Annotated in this window: 15 protein-coding genes; 9 read left to right on the top strand and 6 right to left on the bottom strand. The window is 52.8% G+C overall.

Translation table 11 applies throughout. The features are described 5' to 3' along the window. Positions 1-124: 124 nt before the first annotated feature. A complete protein-coding gene (locus tag OS190_RS11570) occupies positions 125-1744 on the bottom strand; it encodes an MFS transporter (RefSeq protein ID WP_267158869.1) in 1620 nt (539 codons plus the stop codon). A gap of 458 nt (positions 1745-2202) precedes the next feature. Here OS190_RS11570 and OS190_RS11575 point away from each other — a divergent pair, with 458 nt between their 5' ends. From OS190_RS11575 to OS190_RS11595, 5 genes are all read left to right on the top strand, one after another. Beyond that, on the top strand, positions 2203-2958 hold the full coding sequence (locus tag OS190_RS11575) for a globin domain-containing protein (RefSeq protein ID WP_267158870.1): 756 nt from the start codon (positions 2203-2205) through the stop codon (positions 2956-2958). A 364-nt stretch (positions 2959-3322) separates the two neighbouring features. Beyond that, positions 3323-3739 (top strand): hypothetical protein, encoded by a 417-nt coding sequence (locus OS190_RS11580; RefSeq protein ID WP_267158871.1) that lies wholly within the window; start codon positions 3323-3325, stop codon positions 3737-3739. Next, on the top strand, positions 3736-4251 hold the full coding sequence (locus OS190_RS11585) for a plastocyanin/azurin family copper-binding protein (RefSeq protein WP_267158872.1): 516 nt from the start codon (positions 3736-3738) through the stop codon (positions 4249-4251). The genes OS190_RS11580 and OS190_RS11585 overlap by 4 nt, the downstream gene beginning before the upstream one ends. An 11-nt stretch (positions 4252-4262) precedes the next feature. Further along, positions 4263-4970 (top strand): RNA polymerase sigma factor, encoded by a 708-nt coding sequence (locus OS190_RS11590; protein ID WP_267158873.1) that lies wholly within the window; start codon positions 4263-4265, stop codon positions 4968-4970. Positions 4971-5641: 671 nt separating this feature from the next. After that, a complete protein-coding gene (locus tag OS190_RS11595) occupies positions 5642-5914 on the top strand; it encodes a hypothetical protein (RefSeq protein ID WP_267158874.1) in 273 nt (90 codons plus the stop codon). Positions 5915-6238: 324 nt separating this feature from the next. Here the strand turns inward: OS190_RS11595 and OS190_RS11600 are convergent, their stop codons facing one another. Beyond that, positions 6239-6613, bottom strand: a complete 375-nt coding sequence (locus OS190_RS11600) for a hypothetical protein (protein ID WP_156875470.1) — start codon at positions 6611-6613, stop codon at positions 6239-6241. 42 nt (positions 6614-6655) lie between these two features. On the opposite strand from OS190_RS11600, the gene OS190_RS11605 reads away from it, so the two are divergent. Then, positions 6656-7729, top strand: a complete 1074-nt coding sequence (locus OS190_RS11605) for a recombinase family protein (protein ID WP_267158875.1) — start codon at positions 6656-6658, stop codon at positions 7727-7729. 205 nt (positions 7730-7934) lie between these two features. Then, a complete protein-coding gene (locus tag OS190_RS11610) occupies positions 7935-9296 on the top strand; it encodes a tyrosine-type recombinase/integrase (RefSeq protein ID WP_267158876.1) in 1362 nt (453 codons plus the stop codon). 99 nt (positions 9297-9395) lie between these two features. Here the strand turns inward: OS190_RS11610 and OS190_RS11615 are convergent, their stop codons facing one another. The 4 genes from OS190_RS11615 to OS190_RS11630 are packed head-to-tail and all read right to left on the bottom strand — an operon-like array spanning position 9396 to position 18472. Further along, complete coding sequence (locus tag OS190_RS11615; RefSeq protein WP_267158877.1) at positions 9396-12437, bottom strand: type III restriction-modification system endonuclease; 3042 nt, start codon at positions 12435-12437, stop codon at positions 9396-9398. 43 nt (positions 12438-12480) lie between these two features. Beyond that, positions 12481-14529 carry a site-specific DNA-methyltransferase gene (locus OS190_RS11620; protein WP_267158878.1) on the bottom strand — a complete coding sequence of 683 codons (2049 nt, stop codon included), beginning with the start codon at positions 14527-14529 and terminating at the stop codon, positions 12481-12483. Beyond that, a complete protein-coding gene (locus OS190_RS11625) occupies positions 14526-15215 on the bottom strand; it encodes a DUF4391 domain-containing protein (protein WP_267158879.1) in 690 nt (229 codons plus the stop codon). The genes OS190_RS11620 and OS190_RS11625 overlap by 4 nt, the downstream gene beginning before the upstream one ends. Further along, the gene (locus OS190_RS11630; protein ID WP_267158880.1) at positions 15212-18472 is read right to left on the bottom strand and encodes a helicase-related protein; all 3261 of its coding nucleotides are present in this window, start codon (positions 18470-18472) and stop codon (positions 15212-15214) included. Before OS190_RS11630 ends, OS190_RS11625 begins: the two co-directional genes overlap by 4 nt. Before the next feature lie 451 nt (positions 18473-18923). Between OS190_RS11630 and OS190_RS11635 the strand changes: the two genes are divergently transcribed. Together OS190_RS11635 and OS190_RS11640 are read left to right on the top strand one after the other, a co-directional pair. Next, on the top strand, positions 18924-19232 hold the full coding sequence (locus tag OS190_RS11635; RefSeq protein WP_267158881.1) for a hypothetical protein: 309 nt from the start codon (positions 18924-18926) through the stop codon (positions 19230-19232). Position 19233: 1 nt separating this feature from the next. After that, positions 19234-20670 (top strand): hypothetical protein, encoded by a 1437-nt coding sequence (locus tag OS190_RS11640; protein WP_267158882.1) that lies wholly within the window; start codon positions 19234-19236, stop codon positions 20668-20670. Positions 20671-20780 lie beyond the last annotated feature (110 nt).

The following is a 20780-nucleotide window of genomic DNA, read 5'->3' on the forward strand; positions in this document are numbered from 1 at the left end:
TCAATCAACCGACAGTAGAAATATGAATTGGTGCCGTGGCGTCAGTTCTACGGTTGGAACCGAAATGGGGGGATCGGCCACAGGAGCTGCCCATTGCACTGCCATTGAAAGGCCGATTTTAGGTTTACTGGTCTTTCCGGCGGGCCATATCATCGCGCAGAGGCACGGTTTGACGTTCGATCATGCGGCGCACTTCAGGAGAACCCGTACCGCGATGCAACCCGCGCAATTGATCGGCCAAAGCCGCGTCGGCATTGGTACGCCGCTCATTGTGGCGCACGTATTCACCCCAGGTCGGTACATGATAGCTCTCGCTCCAATGATCCGGTGCCTCCAGATCGCGCAGTAACGCCCATTGCTGTGCGCCATCGCGGATGCGGACACGTCGTCGCTGGCTCATCGCGGCAAGAAATTCGGGCACGTCTTCTTGTGCAATCTCGTATGAGACCAGCACCATGACCGGTCCGCTGCGATAATTCAGGTCAAAGCGCGTCATGGGTTCCTTGAACCGGTTGAGCGGGCCAAGATCGAGGCCTGCGAACTCTGGCAAGGGAAGCTTGAGTCCCAGCAGCGCGCCGATGATAAGCAATACGGCGGCGCAGAGCAGTGCGAGCATGGGGCCATAAAGGTCGGCCAGCCCGCCCCAGATCAAACTGCCCGCCGCCATGCCGCCAAATGTCCCGGTTTGATAGAGAGCCAGCGCGCGGCCAACGACCCAGCGTGGCGTCGACAATTGAATGGTCACATTGAACATGGATAACGCCAAAACCCAACAAGCCCCGGTTACCAGCAGGGCAGAACCTGCAATCCAGGTATTGGAGGAAACCGCAAGCGCGGCGCAGCTGACGCCAAAACAGATAAAGGCACCACGGGCGATGATCTCATTTCGGAACTGTTCGCGCAGGCGGGCGCTGGCAAGTGCACCTGCAACCGCACCGATGCCAAAGGCACCCAACATCACGCCATAGATAAAGGCCGTTCCATTCAGTGTTTCACGTACCACCACCGGCAAAAGCGCGAGCAGGGCAATCGCCGACAGCCCGAACCAGAAGCCGCGCAGGATCACGCGTAGCAAGTTGGGGGACATCGCCACATACCGCAGGCCAGCAGCAAAGGCACTGCCGAGGGGCTCGCGTGGCAGGTGCGTGTCGCGCTGGGGCGCTTTCCAGCGCAGCAGCGCGAGGATGATGGCAACATAGCTCAATGCGTTTACGGCAAAGGCAGCGGCGGCGCCGGCTATTGCCACAATGGCCCCACCTGCCGCCGGGCCAACACTGCGCATCAAGTTGAAGCCCATCGAATTCAGCGAAACCGCTGATGGCAATTGTTCGCGGCTGACGATATCGCCCATCGTTGCCTGCCACGACGGATTGTGCAGGGCTGTGCCGCACCCAATGAGGAACGTGAAGGCAAGCAACGACCAGGGCGTCAGCCAGCCCTCAAAGGCCATAAAGGTCAAGACAGCAGAGACCACGAACATGAAACCCTGTGCGATCAACATAACGCGCCGGCGGTCAAAGTTATCGGCAAAAACGCCAGCAAGAAGCGAAAAAACCATAATCGGCAGGGTGACAGATCCCTGTACAAGGGCCACCATCCGTTGCGAGTCAGATAATGAGGTCATCAACCAGGCAGCACCAACCGCTTGCACCAATCCGCCGAAATTTGAGGCAAGCGCGGCGATCCACAGGGATCGGAATGTTTGATTTTTGAAAAGAACTAAGGGTGAAATGCGGTCGGGCATTGATGGATTCCATATCCCCAATGCACGCTCACGGCCTCACCTGAGGCCAGTCACCGGGATTTTTTGTAATCTTACAACGCTGAAACCGAATTGGAAGGCCGGACGGATGAAACACCGCTGTGCAATGCCATCAATCGACGGCGAACATAAAAGAGGAGTCTGGGCTGTTGTGCTGCCGGTGAAGGGAATGGGCGCAGGACGCTGGCATGCGAGGCGACTGGGCGCGCTGGGCAAGACGAGCCGGAAATTTGGGTCATTGGGAACCCCTGCAGTTTATTTGACGATGTGACGATAGCCCAGCGGCCCGTTGGCTTTATATTGGCAGCATATCGGCCATGCATTGCGCCAGTTGAATCTCGATGGTGGCACGCTTAAGTGCACTGCTCGACACCACAATCAATTCCCACATACATCAATCTGGCATTGAGAGGGGCGCTAAACCCCGGCGAAAGAGTATCATGGCACGCATCGACCTTCCCAAGTTCCCGACACAGCACGGCTACATGAGCGAAAAGATCCAGCGCGATTACATCACCTGGGCTGTTGCAAAGGGTCTGTTGCCTACAGATGCGCATCGGATGCCCGAAATCCTGTCCTTGACAGCCTCCAGAGATACCGGGCAACCGATACAGTTCTGGCAGCTTTTTTCGGTGCTCGGGCAGGATTCGATTGTCGGGATTGTTCAGGATTTCTATCAGAGGGTCTTTGCGGACGAGGCATGGTTTACTTCCGTCTTTGAACGCGTTGGCGGGGTCGGGCACCACATTACCACGCAGGCGTCCATGTGGATTGATGTGATGGGCGGTGGTCCATATTATCATGGTGCCGAGTTCAGATTGAACTTTCATCATACGCACAACGCCATGCAATTGATGAATGACAAGGGCGCGGAGCGTTGGTCACACCTGATGCTTGAAACACTTGATGCGACATCGGATCTGATGACGCAGGACCCGCGGGTCCGGATCAGCATCAACACGTTCCTGTCTCATTTCATGACCAAATACGCAGCGGACTTTGCCTTTGAGAACCGAAGTTTTTTTGGGGAAACCAACGGTCCGTTCAAGCGTAGGATCAATTTCATGAACATGACGGAACAGGCCATCAAGGCACTGAGTGAAGGTGACCTGAAGCAGGCATTGGCAGATCGTGGGATTGATATATCCAGATTTGAGGACAAAGAAGCCCTTGTTCGAAAAGCGCTGATGATGTGACCTTGGTTGGAAGAACAAGTGGTTCAGCCTTGGGGTGATCAGTTCTGTCACCCCACGGCACACCAAAGGAAAAAAGCAGGGAAAAGACGTGATCCACCATTGTTGTTTCGCGCAGGTAGGCGCGAGGTCAATCTCTTGGGGGCTGCGAAGAACAGGCCGACGGTGGTGAGTGCACCGGGAAGTTCTGCCGAGGGCAATCGGAAACCTGACTAACATTTGCTGCATCGTTGGCTGGGCTGTCATTGAGCAAGGCAGCAAGATCAAAACACCATTCAAAATTTACGGGAACCTTTTCAGAGCCGCTGCATCTAACGGAGTAAGCGCCAGATAACTGGCGTGTAGCGAAAATCGAAAAGGCAACACCATGTTAAAATCAATGACACTAAGCGCCGCAATGGCAATCTGCGCATCCTTTGCTATGGCTCAGGAAAACCAGGCGCTGCTTCAATCACCTCCGGGGGATCCCTATGTTCAAGTCAGTGATGTCCTGCCATTGCCCGCGTTTATTCCCGGTCTTGGGACATTGTTTGTATCGCCCGATACACTGCCAGCCGGTCCGTTCCTGGCCTACGACCATGACGGCAAACTGTCCGCCACTGTCTATATGACGCCATTGGAAGAATTGCAGAACGGCGTTTCCTATGATGATTTGGCAACCGGTTCGCAGGCGGTCACCTCGGTCGACATCTATTACAATGCGGGTCACCCGGGGGTCGACAAACCCCATGCGCATGTTGTGTTGTTTCATGATGCCGACGCCAAATCGCGGTTGGCGGAATGATTTCCGCAAGGCGACGATTTCTGGCGCTGGGGGGTGGCATCATTGCCGCCCTTTCCACCCCCGCGATCCTGCGTGCAGCCCAGGTAGAGGTCATAGAAATGACGGGTACGACGCGAGGTGAAAAGGTTTGGTTCAAGCCTCGTGGCCTTGCCGTGCCGACAGGTACAACCATCCGGTTTGTCAACCGAGATGCGGGCAATAGCCATACGGCAACTGCATATCATCCGTCCAATTTTGACCGAATCCGCCGGATACCGCAGGCTGCTCTTCCCTGGGACAGCGGTTTCCTGCTGCCAGACGAAATGTTTGATGTAACTCTGACAGAGCCAGGCGTGTACGACTATTACTGTATCCCGCACGAAATGGCGGCCATGGTTGGTCGTATTGTCGTTGGAAATCCCGAAGACAAGCACTGGGAAGGTGCGAGCAAAGACAGGGATGACGTTTCAGAGGAAGTCCTGGCGGCCTTTCCGGCAGTCGAGACTGTTCTTGCGCGTGGACGGATCGAATAGGAGAATGAGGCATGATCGCCCAGTTAGACGAACAAATCATTGAACTTGCGCAAGGGCATAGGACAGAGGCGGAGCTTGTTACTGCGTCCCGTTCCGGTGACGAAACCGCAGTGCGTGAACTTGTCCGGCGCATGAACCCGCGGCTGTTTCGTATTGCACGCGGTATCGTTGCCAGTGATGCAGAAGCCGAGGATGCAGTACAGGAAACCTATCTGAAAGCCTTTACCCAGCTTGACAGTTTCCGCGCCGAATCCGGATTTTCCACCTGGATTACCCGCATCGCAATCAATACCGCGCTGATGCAGATCCGGCGTGCCCGTCCACAGGAGGCATATGACACCGTGGCCGAAGAAGAAATTCAAACAACATCCATTCTTGCCTTTCCCGGCCAGCAGCCCGACCGTCCGGAAGTGGCGCTCGGGAGGACACAAATGCGCCTGCTGTTGGAGGAAGTTGTAGCCGCTCTTCCCGCGGAATTGCGCCTCCCCTTTCTGCTGCGAGAAACTGAAAGCATGAGCATACTTGCAATTGCACGTGACCTTTCGTTGAATCCGATCACTGTCAAAACGCGGCTTTTCCGTGCCCGCCGCCGGTTGCGCAGCGCGCTTGAGGACCGCATCCAGGGTGGCTTTGAAGCGATCTTTCCCTTTGACGGTGCCCGCTGTGCCAATATGGCCGATCGGGTTGTCGCGTCGTTGAAAGCTGACAAGTACCTGTGACACGGGGCGAAAAAGTTTGAGGTAAAGCCCTGGCGGATCTGATTGGGTGGCAGCGCCTTTTCGTGCAAGCCTGGCAATGAGCTGGACCTATTCAAACCAGTCAAAAGCCAATAGAGCATTGGAAACGTCGTTTGGTGACAAGGCAGAGTATAGACCATTGCCAACAGCCTGGGGTTGACCCGTATCAATTTTGAGACGTGGCACAATCAGAACTTGGTTGAGGTCACCCCCCTGCGCGAAGCGGGCCTTGATGAACGCCGCATTGCGGAATTTTTCTGACAAAACACCATCCATGGCGCGGTACTATTTCCGTTCGGCAAAGCTTGCGGAAAAGAACCGCGAGACCATGGCCACATTGGAAGAAGAATACCGAAGGCGGGCCGAAAGTGCCAAACCTTCGCAGAAAAGCAGCAGGGCCGATCGAAACAAATTTAGGTATGAGCTGAATAAACGCAAACAAATCAGCTTGTTAAATGGTGCCCGGGGGCGGAATCGAACCACCGACACGAGGATTTTCAATGCGCGTCATGGTAGCCTAAGTCGTTGATATTGTTGCGTTGAAACCAAACTGTGCTAGCAATGTGCTAAGTTGAGCATGAACACGCGGGCCACATTGAAATTCATGCCGGATTGTGTTACTTAGTATTACCAGGCACTAGGAGCTTCGCTTCATGACCATCAAAACCACCGTTAGCTTTACAGAACGTCACCACCAATTCGCAAAGCAAAAAGTGCAAGAAGGTTCTTGTGCATCAGTAAGCAGCTTGGTCGCGCAAGGCATCGAGCGTTTGATGCAAGAAGAACAAGAGCGGGAAGCAGTACTTGCCGGTATGACTGAAGCAGTTAGGGCTCGCTTGCAGACACCACGATCAGAGTTCATCGAGATGGACGAAAACGACACAATGTTCGACGACATACGGCAACGACTGTCCAAAACGGAATGAGGCCCTATCGAGTTGTACGCCATCCTCAACTGGCTGAAGATCTAAACTCCATAGCTTTTCTGATAGCTGAATATGCTGGTACCGCTGTCGCACTGCGAAAAATCGGAGAAATCGAAGACACGATTGGAAAGCTGCGCCAAGTCCCGCATATCGGCTCAATAAGAGATAATATTGCACCGGGCGTCCGCGCAATCCCTACGGCAGGAAAAGGCGTTGTTTGCTTTGTTGTCGACGATAAGCTCAAAGAAGTAGTGGTATTGGCCGCTTCCTATGCTGGCTCAGACTGGAGCACATCAGTGCGGTTGCGTTCGCAGTCTTGATGGTTCAACCGTCGCGCTCGACATCAGAAGCTAGTTCTTTCAAATCTTGGACGGTTCCGTTCAAATGAGCAATCAGACGATCTATTTGGACGGAGGCCAATGCACCTCTACGGTTCGCCAAACAAAGCACGATATTCAAAACCGCATCGGAATGCCGCATCAGTTCGATCAAGTGCTCACCGCTTGGGCTGTTCGTACCACCAATCCAGTTCTTTGCAGTTCGCTCTGAAACGTTGGCCCATTTCATAATCGACTTTGCAGCCTGATTGGTGCCGCCAAGCTCTTCTTTCAGTACTTTTGCCAAGGCTGATCGAAAACCCAGGTCCAAAAAGCTCTCGTCTGAGCAGTTTTGACAAACTTTGCCCTTCTTATGCAACATGTTTCCGCCTCCATTCAGGTAATTTCAGAGGCAGAATCGCAGATGCCTGATGCAGGCTTACGCTGCAAAATCAGGAATCTGAAAACGTTGGCAGTTCAAAACGCAAATGAAACGGAAAAAACCGTCCGGAAGGCCGCGCAATACGTGCGCATGTCCACTGAGCATCAACGCTACTCAACCGAGAACCAGGCGGCAGCAATAGCAAAATACGCTGAAGAACGGGGGTACGAGATTGTCCGCACCTATTCCGATGCCGGAAAAAGTGGCCTTCGCATTCAAGGCCGTCATGGGCTTTCGGAGATGCTTCGCGACATCGAGCGCGGTGGAACAACCTATCAAACTGTATTGGTTTACGATGTAAGTCGCTGGGGTCGATTTCAGGATGCGGATGAAAGCGCATACTATGAATTCCTTTGCCGTAAAGCTGGCATCGCTGTGGAATACTGCGCTGAACAGTTTGAGAATGACGGCAGCTTAATGTCCACCTTGGCCAAAACGCTTAAACGAACGATGGCCGGTGAGTACAGTCGGGAACTTTCGAAAAAGGTCTTTGCGGGTCAGGCACGTCTCATTGAGATGGACTTTCGTCAAGGAGGAGCTCCAGGCTTTGGGCTTCGCAGAATGCTGGTGGACGAAGACGGTGTTCAGAAAGGACTTCTGGATCGTGGTGAGCACAAGAGCATTCAGACTGATCGCGTCATCCTAGTCCCCGGGCCATCAGATGAGGTAGCGATAGTCAGGCAGATTTTTGAGTTATTCGTCTCAGACAGAAAATCTGAAGCGGAAATCTGCGCAACACTGAACAAACAGGGAGTCGTGACGGATTTGGGACGGAGCTGGTCCACTGGGGTCGTCCGTCAGATTTTGACCAAAGAAAAATACATCGGCAACATCGTCTGGAACCGAAGCTCTTTCAAGCTCAAGCAAAACCATGTCCGAAATCTGCCAGAACACTGGGTGCGTGCCGTAGGCGTCTTTGATGCCATTGTCCCTATCCAGCAGTTTGAAGCGGCTGCAGAAATCATCGCCGCAAGGTCACAAAAATATGGAGTACTTAAATGGTGCCCGGGGGCGGAATCGAACCACCGACACGAGGATTTTCAAGCCAATAAGTAGTGATTTCAGGCAGTTCTTGGCGAGTTACCCCGAACAGAATTCGGATAATAAATTTCGATTATCCATCTGATTTAAGTAGATAAATAATTACCTTTGACTACTCATGCCAGATTATCTGGCATCGACGTAGCTTGGCCCCTCTGTGCCACTGTTGTGCCACTGGAAAGGCCTCCGCATATCATTCTCGAAACAGGAGAAGAGCGTTATGGCTAAAATTGAACTTACAGATAAATTCATTAAGGCTCGGAAGGTCCTAGCACGGAACGACGTTACAGATGCAAAGGAAACTGGGCTTTTGATCCGGTTCTATCCATCGGGTCAGAAAACCTTTGCCTTCAGGTTGCGCGGACCAGACGGAAATACCCAGAGTGTGAACATTGGCCACTATGGGAACATCGGCCTTGCTGATGCCCGCCTGGCAGCGGCAGAACTCCGCAGACGATTGAAATCTGGCGAGAACATCACTGCCGCGGCACATAAAGCCGCTGCTGCCGAAGAAGCCGCATTGCGTGCTGAGATCCCAACGCTCCAAGCGATCGTATTGGAATACGAAAAAATCATGTGTCAGAAGCGAAAAACATGGATGCCAACAAAACACGGCAAACCAAGTGAAGCAAGGCGCCGTATCGAGCGAGTGTTTCAACCACATTTGTCAACGCAGATCACGGAGATTGGGCTTGAAGATCTCGCGCACACAATGACTACTTATGTTCCGCGTTCCGGAAAAGGCACGGCAAACGGTCAAGTTTCGCGTGGGCGTTCTTACTTAATGACGATGTTCGACTGGGCGGCCCATCGGAATAAATCAAATAAAGTCGGCTTGGGACGTCGCGAGAAGCTGGACGTTGTTGATGTGAGGCAGACATATGATCCATCGATTGACGATCACTCCATCACAGGTCGGCGTGACAGGGCACTGGATCATCTGGAACTAGCACGCATATTACCATTGCTGGTATGGCCCGCACCGGAGGCTTTGGGCCTGAAGACACATCCGAAACACGATCTGCGAGCAGTGGCTTTGAGGTTTCTGTTGTTGACCGCCGCTCGCCGTTCTGAGCTTGTTAACATGAAGTGGGGACATTTCCGGGAGAATTCTGGAATTTGGCACAAACCATATGTGAAAACAATTTCCGGGCCCCCAAAGTTGCAGAATTTGCCCCTGTCTGATGCGGCGATCAAGTTATTGCGTGGACTGCCGAACTTCGACACCCGAAAACCTGGTGATTTAGTTTTTCCGAATGCAGAGGGTGGCGGTTTGGATAACTGGCAGCGGATCACCGGCGCCGTCCATAGTGTAAGCGACACTAGCAATTGGCACCGCCATGACTTGCGTAGGACAGCTGCGACAATCATGAAATTGCTGGGAGTATCGCCACGGATTATCGATGAAATTCTGGCGCACAATGCATCCAATAAGGACGAGGGCAGTTCTACAGCCTTAGAAAACTATCTGGCCACCACACATCTTCTCGAGCATGTAGTCGATCCGCAGAAGGTGGCCTTGGACAAATTGGCAGAGGCTTTGGAACATATTGAAATGGCCAGCAGGAAGGACTTAACTTAATCTCTCACGGCAGTGCTTCGCGCTAAATGGACAGATTGGCAGGACACACCTCATACCGGACCTCAATGATATGACGAAGCCCTACGGAGAAATGGTATTTTATGCGACGGCTTTAACCAAAGCCATAAGGTCCGAATAGTTGGTTACGACGTCATACTTCACCTGATCTTCATTAATCCGCCTGCCGATCTCGTCAAAAAACTTGCGCGCGCATTTAATCTTGGTTTGTTCAAGCTCACGCATTTTCATTGATGGCAGGTCAGATTTTGTCTCTGCAACGAAATATAGGTGCTTAACGCCTCCCTCTTTAAATGCGATCGCCCAGTCCGGATTATAGTCGCCCACTGGGGTGGGAATGAGAAACCCTCGTGGCAGTTTTGAATAAACGATTACCTTTGAGCTGGTGTCGAGATCCTTAACAAACTCACGTTCGATCTTAGAATCGACTATGGCATAGTCATAAACATGGTTCTTCAATTTATCAGTGGCTTTTTTGAAGTCATTACCTGTCTCTCCCGCTGTGAACAGTTCAGATGAATACCGCTCTTCCAATGCGTCATAGGTCAGCTTTTCGATAATTGCAGTTGCCTTCTGCTCCTGAATCATATGCGACGCATCGGCGATGAACTGTTCGGGGTTCTTAGCGAATTCACTAAATTTAACAGTCTGGATACCCCCGAGAATTTCACCGACTGTCCGGCGTGTCAGGTCCGTATTCTCGCAAATTGCACCGATCACATCATAGGAAACACGAGAATGAGCACTGGTCCCCGTTTCGGTGCGAAGCTTCCCTTGAACAAAAGCGTCGCCCGAGCGCAATTGCTCATCGGTGACACCATCAGACAGCGTGCCTTCGGTCACCAAGTATTGCAGCGGCGCAACCGAAAGGTCACGCTCCAGCCGGTCTATACAGGTCTTGACCAACGCGTTACTGTCAAAATCGACCTGGTAGACGGCCTTGCGATTGATGCGCCGCCATAGTTCTTGAAATTCGTTGCGGTCGAAATTGTCATTCAGTTTGTTTTTCTTCGGAGCACGCCCATCGCTCAGCATGTCATTGAGAGCGGCGCTACTGAACACCGTATCTATCAACGCAAAAGTTGCATCTCTATGCTCCTCAAGGTCTTCCGGCAACGCGGCCAGCTCTTCGGACTTGCGCGCATCGTGATAGGCCTCGGTGATGTGGCCATCGTCATCCACGTAGTCGTTCTTAATCAAGAATCTCTCAAGCTTTTTGGCCAGTGTTTTGTCCAGCACCAACTCCAGATCGCCGGTCTTGAGCGATTTCCCCTCGAAGTAGTCAGCATCTGCCAATTGAGGGCGGGCAGACAGATTTTCCGCTATTTCCTTTTGAAGGCCGGTAACAAAGCCCTTGTAGCTCTCGGAAGCAACGACCGTCAGCACATTGATGTCATGCACTGTGGCAGGATGGTCCATCCGTTCACCGTTCCGGTTGACGGCAATCCGCAGACCGCGCCCAACTTCCTGACGTCGTGAAATCGTGTTTTGGCTCTCATTGTGTTTGAGCATGCACATCACGAAGACGTTGGGGTTGTCCCACCCCTCCCTCAGGGCAGAATGGGAAAAGATAAAGCGTGTGGGCTCATCAAATGATAGCAGCCGCTCTTTGTCCTTCAAGATGAGGTCATAGTCGCTGGGTTCAGTCGATTGGCCAGCCAGTTCTCCGCGGGCGGCGGCCTTTGGGTCCGTCATCCGTCCTTTTTTGTCGATAGAGAAGTAGCCGCGGTGGGTCTTGCCAACATCGATCCCCTCAAGGTGTTTACGATATTCGACATTTTCCAAAGGCAATTCACTCAGCAAATCGGCGACCGCCTGCTCATATTCATGCTCGAATACACAGGCGTATTCCCCCTTGTCATCATCCTGACCGTAGTCCCGATACTTCACGACCTCGTCAATAAAGAAGAGTGACAGCACCTTGACCCCTCGCGCAAACAGCACCTGCTCGCGCTCGAGGTGTGCGGTAATCGTTTCGCGGATCTGGATCCGCCGGATATCGCGCTCCGTTACATCGCCCGATGCCTCACCGGCGTGCAGCACATCACCGTTGGTAAAGTGAACTGTATCGTCGCGCGCATCGATGTTACTAACCGTGAAGCCACGATAAACTTCCAGCCCCTTGGACATGTCCAAGAGATCGCGGCCTTGTTCCAGCTTGCGGGGCACCCGTTTGATGCCAGTCTTGGTCTTTACCTCGATATCAACAAAGGCCACTGGAGCTGCGCTGGATGTGTCGATCCGGTGCAGGAACAGGTAAGGATTTGTGCCGCTCAAGCCCTTCGTTTCCACGCCGTGGACGCGGATTTTCTTGACCAGCTTCTGGTTGAAGGCATCCACGGCGTCTAAACGATGCACTTTGTTGTGTATCGTTTTGTGGGTCGCAGAGTAGCGCAGGATGAACAAAGGATTAAATTTTGGCAGGGCTTTCTGCGTGGCAGGCCCTTCCATCTTCTGCGGTTCATCCAAAATCAGGATGGGGCGGTTTTTCGCGATCACGTCAATTGGCCTGCGCGATTGAAAATCGTCCAGCTCATCGTAGATCCGCCGGTTATCTGCGCCGGAAGCGTTGAACGCCTGCACGTTGATCACCATTACGTTGATGCCAGAGTCTGACGAAAAGCTCTCCAACTCGTGCAACCGCTTGGAATTGTAGACGAAAGAACGGACCTTCTTGCCGTATTCCTGCTGAAAATGTTCGGCGGTCATCTGGATCGACTTGGCCACGCCTTCACGGATCGCGACGCTGGGCACCATGATGATGAACTTGGACCAGCCATAGCGCTTGTGCATTTCGAACATGGTCTTGATGTAAACATAGGTTTTACCCGTTCCTGTCTCCATCTCGACATCCAGATTGACCCGCGCACCGGGTTTATAGCTGGCAGGCTTCTTTTTGCCTTTGTCATCCGCGAAATAAGTCAGGCTATCGGACAGCGGCTGCATCGCAAGACGTTGAACCTTGGTGATGTTCTCTATCAATCCGTCTTCCGTCAGCTTGATAGCCCCATTGCCGAAACCTTCAACCTCCAACTGAGCCTGTGCAGCAGCACCAGGATCGACAGTATATTTCAGTGGGTCCTGACGCGGTTGGCCCGCAAAGCAATCGACCACGGCATCCACCGCGAGTGTTTGATAGGGCTGGGATTTGAATTTAATTTTCATATCATATCGCCTTCACGTCTGTGTTGGGCGCAAGAGATTTGAAAATCTGTTTCACGTTGATCTTGGTCGCGTCGTCCTTGAAGCCTGTGTCTTTGAACACCACACGCATGGGTGCGCGAGCGGCGAGGTCTTTGACCAGTACCTCGTCCACGCCATCGTCAAAGCAGGCGGCAAGGGCGGTGCCTGCGACGAAGAACACGGTTTTGCCGTGGATCACCTCGCGGGTGATGGGCAGGGCCAGATCGACGCCCCAGTCCAGCAGCACCTGAAACAACAGGTCTTCGGGGGAGCGATCCGGCTTGATGTTGTTCACGCGGGCCAGCAGGTCGGCCTGCGTGGTGGCATCGGGGGTGTAATAGACGTCGGCCATGTTCGAGCTGTCGATTTTCAGCACGCGAAAACCCACGTCCTTGTTCCAGTCGGGGTGGGTTTCCCCTTCGAGAATTTTTGCGCCCGCGCGGCGGATGCGTTCTTTGGAGATTTCGGCGATAGTGGAGTAGCCTGCTTCGCGAGCCTCCGAGTCCTCGCCGGTTTCTTCAGGCAACTGAACAGCAACGAACTTACGGTTGCCACCTTCTTCAGCATTAAGTCGCATAACAGCATCGGCGGTAACACCCGATCCAGCGAAAAAATCGAGCGCGATAAATTCCTTATGAGGCAACAACCCAATCAGATATTTAATCAGGTTCACATTCTTGGGGTTGTCAAAAACTCCATCATGTTCGAGCAAGTCCGACAACTGCGTTGAGCCTTCGTTGGTCGAAAAATCTAGAATGCTTCTGCTATTCGAGCTTTTCGTATGCGTAACAAAATATCTGCCGTTTCTCTCCTCAACGACTGGTGAGCTGAGAAAGGTTCGTTTTCTTACCTGATACCCGTTCTGCGTTTCCTTTATGAGTATGTCTCTTTTGCTACTGTTAAATTTGTCAATTTCCCAAGTCCAAGCGCCAAGCTTTCCTCTTACTTTTGGAGGCCTGATCTTTAGATACCCTTCGCCAATCAGCTTCAGGTCATCAGAATATATTTCCTCTTCGTCGTTAGAAGTCTGCGCCAACTCCACATCATAGTCCTTCACAGCGACAAAGTTGGATGTTTGCGGATTGTAATACACGGTGTATCCAAGATTCTTACGCTTGTTCAACGTCCCGCCTTCACCCCTCGTTGTGATTGGGTCGTTCAGGATAAAATAGTCATCTCCCTCGCGAAAAACTTCAACTTCATCAGATTGATGTTTTTCCAAAGAAGCTTCAATTTTGGTTGCCGAAACGTATCGTGTGCTTCTCCTGTAGCACACGATATATTCGTGATTTCTCTGAACATTTACAGCGTCATTTTTTGAATTAAGTTTATTGTGTATCATTGGGCCAATTAAGTTATCAGCACCAAAAATCTCATCACAGAGCTTTCTGACATTGTGCTCTTCGTTGTCGTCAATGCTTATGAAAATGACACCGTCTTCGGTTAGCAAGTTCCGCGCCAATTTTAGTCGCGAAAACATCATCGACAACCAGTCCGAATGAAACCGCCCATTGCTGGTCGTATTCGCAACCAGCCTGTTCCCCGCCTCATCCTTCTGGTTCGACCGCTCCAGAAACTCAGCCGTGCTTTCAGAAAAATCATCGTCATAGACAAAATCGTTCCCCGTATTATACGGCGGGTCGATGTAGATCATCTTGACCTTGCCAAGATAGGTCTCTTGCAGCAGCTTGAGCGCCTCAAGGTTGTCGCCCTCGATGAACAGGTTCTGCGTGGTGTCGAAATCCACGCTCTCCTCGCGGCACGGGCGCAGGGTTTTGGCAATCGGCGCATTGGCGGTGATCAGCGCCTGCCGCTTGCCCGGCCAGTCCAGATGATAGCGTTCCTGCGGCCCTTCCACGATGCTGTCCGACAGCTCCTGCCGCAACTGGTCAAAATCCACCTTCAGCGTCGGTGCGCCATCCTCCCCCGCCGCTTCGGTCACGCAACCGGGGAACAGCGCGCGGATCTTGGCGATATTGTCTTGGGTCAGGTCGGGGCTGTGCATTTTCAGCTTTTCAATCTCGTCTGTCATGGTGTCCCCTTATCGCCCCTATTCGGCGTCTTCATATGCTCAAATTCCGCCTGCGCCTCGGCCAGTTGGCCATGCAACGTCACTTTGATATTAAACTGATTTTCTCGCTTCAGCTTGGATTGAAGCTGCGCAATCTCACGCTCTTTTGCCTTGATTTCCGCCCCGCGCGCAAGGCGGGTTTCCACATCCTCGCCCGCAACAGGCGCCACAGGCATCAATGGCGACAACATCCCCTCGTAAAGCGCGCCCAGCGTTACCGCTACGGGTAACGGGCTGCGCGGTGTCTCACGGCTCTGCCACGTTCCACGCATATGGTCGGACACCACCCATTTGCCTGTTGCCGCATCAGATGGGCGTTTGAATGCAGCAGCGGCTTGTATCCGTTCGCCCGCCAGCAGCTCAAACATCACAGGGAAAGGAATGGCGCGGTCAATGGCGCGCAAGATATCATCATGCAGGGCGTCACCCTTGAGCGTCAGGCGGAACACCTGAATTTCCGGCACTGCCGCCGTGGCAGGCAGGTTCAGCGTTTCAGGTGCCAGCTTATGCGCCCACACGATTTGATCCACCTCGCGCACGAACCGCTCGCGCAGCGCAGTGCTGGCCTTGGCCCCGTCATAGATGCGCGTCTTCGGGATCACCCGTTTCAGCGCGGTCTGAGGCGGATATTGATAGAGCGCAGTCATTCGGCACGGACCACGATAAAGGCAATCAGTTCAAAATCCTCAAGCCCCGCAATGGTCTGTGTCAACGCGGTTGTGTGACCGCCCGAGAACAAGCTGTCGATGTCACGTTCCTCCTTCACCTCGATCATGGAACGGATGGCGTCATTCAGCAGATCGGAATAGGCGCCCATATTGCGCCCGTCCTGCGTTTCCGCGTTGAAAGCGGCGCAAAGTTCGCGAAATGGGATAGTGTGGCCTTTACAGCCCGTGCGGACCAGATCCAGCAAGCGTTTCACCTGCATCTGGTCGGCGACGATCTCTCCGTCCTCGCCAATGTAGATCAGGTAATAGGGGTGCAGGCGGTTCTGCTGGTTGACGTTGACGCTGTCATGAATGTTGCGCAGCGCAAAGATCACCCCGGGGACAAGCCCGCGTTGCGGATCAGCAGGGACAACCGTATGCAACCCGTTAGGCATACGCGGCAGATCATCGTGCGTTTTTAGGTAGTTCAGCAGATCCATCCGGAAGTCGTTGAGCCCCAGGTCGGTGATGGAAATGCCGGTTTTGACGTCCTCCAGTTCGATCACCTCGTCCTGAAGGCGCTGAAGCTGGTCCTTGCGATAGGCCACATCCGAGCTTTTGGAGGTCAGCACGTTATCCTCACCGGTGCCCGCCATATCGACGATGTGCATCCGGTTCTCGACCCGCTCCTTGAGGTTGATGTATTCATCAAGGCTGATGTCGGGCCAGTAGTTTGACAACTGGATCTGCGTGTTTGGAGAGCCGATCCTGTCAATCCGGCCGAATCGCTGGACGATACGCACCGGGTTCCAATGGATGTCATAATTTATAAGGTAGTCACAATCCTGAAGGTTTTGGCCTTCTGATATGCAGTCAGTGCCAATGAGAATGTCCAGCTCGGCTAGATCGTCTGGCATGATCTTGTCCTTTTCTTTCGCACGGGGTGCAAAGAGGGTCAGGACGGATTGGAAGTCATACGTTTTCTTGAGCGTTGTCCTGGGACCGCCCGAGCCTGTGACAATTCCGGTATGGATGTTCTGCGCCTCGGCGAAATGGGGAGCAAGCTGGGCGAACAGGTAGTTTGCTGTGTCTGCGAAGGCGGTGAAGACGACCACCTTGCGGTTACCGGCGTTCAACGGGTTAGCCATCTTGCCTTCGATCTCGGCAATCAGGTGCTGGAGTTTGGCATCATCGTCGGGGGTGACACGCTCCATTTCGACAATCAGGCCGTCGATGATAATCTTGTCGGCAGCCAGTTCGTGCTTCCAAGCCTTGATATCCATGTCAGCCAGGTCAATCTTGATCTTCTTGCCAACTGAGAAATCCGAAAAATCGTCGTCTTCCTCAGCGGCGTTTTCGAAATCGATATCCAGATCATCCACCAGTCCGCCGCCGCCCGAAGCTTCAAACCGATCGATTGCTTCTAATGTGCGCCCGATATTCTCGGAAAGAGCGCCAAGGGTCTTGCGGAAAGCATAGACAGAACTTTCCAGCCGTTTGAGCAGGTTGGTAGTCATCAGAGCTTGAAGGCTTTTCTCACGATCAGCCTGCTTCAGAGTGCCTTTGCCACCTTCAGTCTTTGTGTCGTAAAGGTCTTCATACTTCTTTAGCCTGCTGGGCTGTATGTAGTTGACTGGGGCATAGACTGCCATCTTGAGCGCACTTAACTGCGCGAAGATCTCGTTGAACCCGATCACATCCGTCCGATGGGTGATGGGTAAGTGGTGAGACAGCGGTTTTAGACGCGTCGGGAAAGTCCCGATGTCAGCGGTATCGTAGAACGTTTCGATATGTTTGCGCGACCGCGCGATTGTCACCGCGTCCAGAAGTTCAAAGAAGTCGAAATCGAGCGCCCGCAGGATTGATGCTGGCGTTCGTTGCTCTGGAGGCAGGTCCGACCATACGTTGAACGCTGCCTGAGCACGGCGAAATATTTCCTCTACGCTCGTCTTGGTCTTGAGGTTTTTACTAAGTGCGTCTGAATGCCCTTCATACGCTAGGGCCAGCTGGTTTCGCAGGTCCGTAAATCGGTTGTTCACCGGGGTCGCCGACAGCATCAAAACTTTGGTTTTCACGCCCGCTTTAATGACCTTCTCCATCAATCGCTGATAGCGGGTTTCCCTGTCTTTATAGACATCGTTATTCCGGAAGTTGTGAGATTCATCGATGACAACAAGATCGTAGTTTCCCCAGTTAACGCGATCGAGTCGCATCCCGAAGGACTCCCCAGATGTCCGCGACAGGTCGGTATGGGATAGAACGTCATAGCGGAACCGGTCCTTCGCAAAAATATTGGTGGTCAGGTTCGCATTGTAGTTTCGCCAGTTGTCCGCAAGCTTCTTGGGGCAGAGGACAAGAACGTCCTTATTGCGCAGTTCGTAATATTTGACGACCGCAAGGGCTGTAAAGGTTTTGCCGAGCCCAACGCTATCCGCCAGAATACAGCCGTTGTAGGTCTCAAGCTTGTTGATAATACCGACCGCAGCATCTCTTTGATAATTGAACAGCTTTTTCCAGACCAGACTTTCCTGATATCCAGTGCGGTCCTTCGGTAGGACGTCCTCATCGATATCGTTAAGAAAATCGCTGAACAGGTTAAAGAGGATCATGAAGTAAACCCGTTCCGCTGGGTTTTCCTGATAGACCGCCTCGATATGCTCCAAAACTTCAGTAGTTACATCGTTCAACTTTCCCTTATCGTTCCAGATTTGGTCAAACAGATTCAGGTAAGTTTGCGCAAACTGAGGCTCGTCCATGACTTGCGTGTAATTCGAAATTGCGTCACCTTGCTGATATCCAAGATCGACAGCCGTGAAGCCGGACAGCGGCATGTAGGCAGTATTCGCATCGGTTTTCTGAATATGTGCAAATTGCTGCATAGGGCCAAAGGTCGCGTTTGATTTGAAGCACGCCTTCCTGCGTATCCATTCAGCACATTCACGAGCCACAGCGCGCTGGGTCATTTTATTGCGCAATTGTATTTCAAACTCGCTACCGGACAGAACACTACTGGAGCGCCCGTTCGGAATGAAAAATTGGCGCTTTTCTTTTCTGATGCGATCAATCGCGCCGTTGGCTACAAATGTCGGTTCGGTGAAAAGGAATTCAAATTCGTCCAACTGTTCCAACTCGGACTTCAAGGCCTCAAAAGCGTAAATTGAAAAGCAACCCGCAGCTATACGTAACTTAGTCCCCCCTGTTAGCTCGCGCTTGAGGTCGTCTCCCAAGAGGGTCGTAGTGTTGTCGATTATGCGCAAAGTTGAGCTCCATCACCAGATAAAGTTGGCTTATCCATACCTTACTCGGAGGGCTTAAATGTGCAATGCAATCAACACTTTTCGACGAATGTTTCCGCGCCCTCACCATTCTTGGTAAAACATAAGAACGGGCCCCCTCCTTAGGTCCTTGCCGCAGATGGGCAAAAAAACGGTTGCAGATAAACTTCATGGATTAGCGTGGCAAACACGGTGCCTTCGCTATGGCGCAACAAAGTGGGACCAGACCTTTATCCACGAAAAAGCGACATACCTGTCCAGAATAGACGATATTCACTGATGACAGAATGAACTGCGTCCTTAAGTCCAGAAGACGAGCGCGATCCGAGGTCATTCGGGAAGCCATACTCGGGCATAGCGGTGAGGTTATCACAGCTCGCCGGGCGGGCATCCTGAACATCTGACGATTGCCAGACCCTGAAGGACAAGCCGTATGCCAAAGAAAGAAACACCTTGGAAGATCTACCCGACCGCTGAGCAGAAGGCTGCAATTATGGCGGGGCAGACGGCGGCGCGATATAGCACGCGATCAGCGTATATTATCGACTGCGTGCTGGAGGAGCCGTCTGCAGACCTCTCCAGAATTGCGGCACAAGTCGGCCGGCTGGGACTGCTCGCAAATGAAATCCTTGGGGAAGATGAAAGCCACAATCGGCGGCTGACCGGGCGCAGGGCAGATAAAGCGGTGCGAAAAATCATTGAGGCCTGTGACGCGATCACCGACGAACTGCGGGAGGATTGACATGCGCCCATACATTCAAATGCACGATGACCCGGATCGCCTCAATCGATACATAAACAGAGCTGGGGCCGAGCCGATCGGGGGCACAATCCCGAACCGCAGCAATCGCGATCTGTTCAAACGGTTTCGCGATTTGGCTTCAGAACAGTCAGAGGGACCTCAGTTTCTCCACATGACACTATCGCTACCCGTCGGGGTTAAGGCGGCAAAGAAGATCTGGAAACGGACGGTAGCAACGGCGATGAAGATGCTCGAGCTCGATCCAGAAATGACGCCATGGTTTGCCAAACGTCACACTGACGGGAATTGCGACCACGTGCATACCGCGATCGTCCTTCGCGATTTTGCGGGGCGGCCTCTCACATTCACAGGATCGTCCGCGAAAAGCGAAGCCGCTCACAAACATCTGTGTTCGATGCTTGGCTTGCCGGCGCCGGCATATTTCGATCCGGATGCCTTACCCCGCCTCGAACCCATCACACCGGGGCGCAGATTAAGCGAAGCAATCCCCGCCGCTTTGCACAAAGACCTGCAAGAGGCCTTTCTTCGGAGGCAGCCCGAAAGTCTGGTCGACCTGAACCATCATCTTGATGAGCAAAATAGTGCGTTCCGTGCTGAGGAAAAACCCAACACCTATGGCATTCAAGCATTCGCGTTTTCTACCGATGATGCACAGTTGTTTAGCGGCGCACTCGGCCCCGCATGGAAACCACGCGTTTTACGCGAGCGGCTCACCTTCTGCGGCACGCTTCGCAAACTACGAAACGCCTTCGATTGCGAAGCACTTATCGACATCTTCCAAACCCCAAAAATGGAGAAGCTCCTTGACCGAACAATCCGATCAACACGCACTGCTCGACTTGCCGGAACCATCCAAAGTGATATTCGACCAATTGCTACAGACGCACAAGAAGGTGGAGGGGCTCTACCCCCTGATCGATCTGCTGACGAGGCCGGACGACCAGAGGGAAGCACTGGGCGAACGCTTGGCATGTTTGCTGAGGGAGCTGATCGAAACGCAGCAAAGGTATCAGGCACAGCACGCGGAAATGGCCGAAGCGTTTTCGGAGCTGAGCCGGCAAACACAAACTCTGACCAACACCATACAAGATCAGCTGGTCAGACAAGAGAAGAAGATGAACCAATTGATGAAGATGCTGGGACATCCCATCGATTGACACTCGCGATGCTTTTGAGGCGCGTATGCGCTACAGCAGCTGAGCGAACATCCGGGTGGAAAGCAAAAATAGCACGCGGCCACACCACAATTGTAGTGGTCTTTGATGATATGAGTGCTGTCAGAGTTTCGGCCTATGACATGAAGGTCTTGAGGGGCGGCGCATTGGCTCTTGCGTTTCAGGAGGATTATCTAAGGCATCTGCCAGAACACCCCCAAGAAAAAGATGCCGACGCAGATCATGATGACTTTGGGTTCTAAGTGTGACTGGGGTGACCAATGCGATTTCAGGACCCTCGAAATGGGCGGATTCCGGACCTTCGCTGCAGGTCGCGCGAAAGTCTGCTTTGCATTATGCTTTCTCCTAGTTG

The organism is Sulfitobacter sp. F26204, from assembly GCF_026410305.1.
GTDB lineage: Bacteria > Pseudomonadota > Alphaproteobacteria > Rhodobacterales > Rhodobacteraceae > Sulfitobacter.